This window comes from Streptomyces sp. NPDC051172 (genome assembly GCF_040682555.1).
In the GTDB taxonomy this organism is placed as follows: domain Bacteria; phylum Actinomycetota; class Actinomycetes; order Streptomycetales; family Streptomycetaceae; genus Streptomyces.
Genome location: NZ_JBFBBE010000292.1, coordinates 1 through 2,042 on the forward strand (window position 1 = coordinate 1; position 2,042 = coordinate 2,042).

Below are 2,042 nucleotides of genomic sequence, written 5' to 3' on the forward strand. Positions count from 1 at the left end.
GCCTAGGGTGGATCCCATGACCACGCAGCGCCTGAGCACCCCGCCCTCGGAAGCCCGGAACCGGCCCGTCACGCCATGGTGGGTGGACGCCGTGATCTACCAGGTGTACCCGCGCTCCTTCGCGGACGCGGACGGGGACGGCATGGGCGACCTGCGCGGCGTCACCTCGCGCCTCGACTACCTGGCCCAGCTCGGCGTGGACGCGATCTGGCTCTCGCCCTTCTACCTCTCCCCGCAGCACGACGCCGGCTACGACGTCGCGGACTACCGCACCGTGGACCCGCGGTTCGGCACGCTGGCGGACGCGGACGAGATGATCACCGCCGCGCACGAGGCCGGCATCCGCGTGGTCGTGGACCTCGTGCCGAACCACACCTCGTCCGAGCACGCGTGGTTCCAGGCCGCCCTGGCCGCCGGCCCCGGCTCCCCCGAGCGCGCCCGCTACCACTTCGCCGAGGGCCGCGGCGAGCACGGCGAGCTGCCCCCCAACAACTGGGAGTCCACGTTCGGCGGCGGGGCCTGGACCCGCGTGACCGAGGCGGACGGCACCCCGGGCCAGTGGTACCTGCACCTGTTCGACACCACGCAGCCGGACCTGAACTGGGAGAACGAGGAGGTGCGCGAGGAGTTCCGCTCCATCCTGCGGTTCTGGCTGGACCGCGGCGTGGACGGCTTCCGGGTGGACGTGGCCCACGGGCTCATCAAGCAGCCCGGCTACCCGGACACCGAGCACTCCCGCATGGGCATGGTCACGGACGCGGGCGAGGACGCCGACCCCACGTTCGACCCGGACACCTTCGAGCCGCTCACCCCGTTCATGGACCAGGACCGCGTCCACGAGGTCTACCGGGACTGGCGGCGGGTCCTGGACTCCTACGACCACGAGCCGATGATGGTGGCCGAGGCGTGGGTGGCCCCGCTCTCGCGCATGTTCCGGTACGTCCGCCCCGGCGAGATGCACCAGACCTTCAACTTCACCTACCTCATGGCCGGCTGGGACGCCGTGTCGCTGACCCACGCGATCGACCGGTCCTTCGAGCAGGCCGATCGGGTCGGCGCCCCGAACACCTGGGTGCTCTCGAACCACGACACAGTGCGCCACGCCTCCCGCTACGGCCTCGCGGACCCGAGCTCCTACCCCGCCGGCATCACGGCCGAGGACGAGCAGCCGGACGAGGCGGTCGGCCGCCGTCGGGCCCGCGCCGCCGCGATGGTGGAGCTGGGCCTGCCCGGCTCCGCGTACATCTACCAGGGTGACGAGCTGGGACTGCCCGAGCACACCACCCTGGCCGCCGAGCACCGCCAGGACCCGTACTTCTTCCGCACGGACGGCAAGGAGCCCGGCCGCGACGGCAGCCGAATCCCGCTGCCGTGGGCCGCCGACGAGCCGTCCTACGGCTTCTCGACCCCCGCGGACGACGACGGCCCCGCGTCCGCCGCCGAGGGCGTCGCCGCGCCGTGGCTGCCCCAGCCCGCGTCCTTCCGGGCGCTGGCGGCGGACCGGCAGGTCGGCGTCGAGGGCTCCGTGTTCGAGCTGTACCGGCGTCTGCTGCAGATCCGCGGCGAGCTCGACCTGGGCACGGGCACGTTCGCCTGGTCCGAGCACCACGACCCCGCACGCGGCGTGCTGGCGTTCACGGTCACCTCGGGCGGTGGCCGGCACCTGGGCTCGGGCGAGCCGATCCCGGCGCGCACCGTGCTCGTGATGGCGAACCTGTCGACCGATCCCGTCGATCTGCCCACGGGCCATTCCCGGGCCCTGTTCTCCCTCGAGGAGGCGGAGGCCGTCCAGGACGGGCGGCTCGCGCACGACGCCGCCGCGTGGCTGCTCATGGACTGAGCCGGACGCGCCCCGGCCCCGCCGGGGCGCCACAGACCTTCCGCGAGGAATCGGCGATGGCTGAGGTCACATCATCCGGCCCGGCCGGACGAACGCGACGTAACGTCCACGATGACTCGCATCACACCGGACAAAGTGGCATGAACGCTGTGTCACGAGTCACCATGGCGTGTCCTGATCCACCCCCCTTCGAGCGGAGACT

Annotated in this window: 1 protein-coding gene; it reads left to right on the forward strand. The window is 72.4% G+C overall.

Features of this window, described 5'->3' with window-relative positions; all coding sequences use genetic code 11:
- The first annotated feature begins 16 nt into the window (after positions 1–16).
- Positions 17–1,840 (forward strand): glycoside hydrolase family 13 protein, encoded by a 1,824-nt coding sequence (locus AB0N07_RS50445; protein WP_350746001.1) that lies wholly within the window; start codon positions 17–19, stop codon positions 1,838–1,840.
- Positions 1,841–2,042 lie beyond the last annotated feature (202 nt).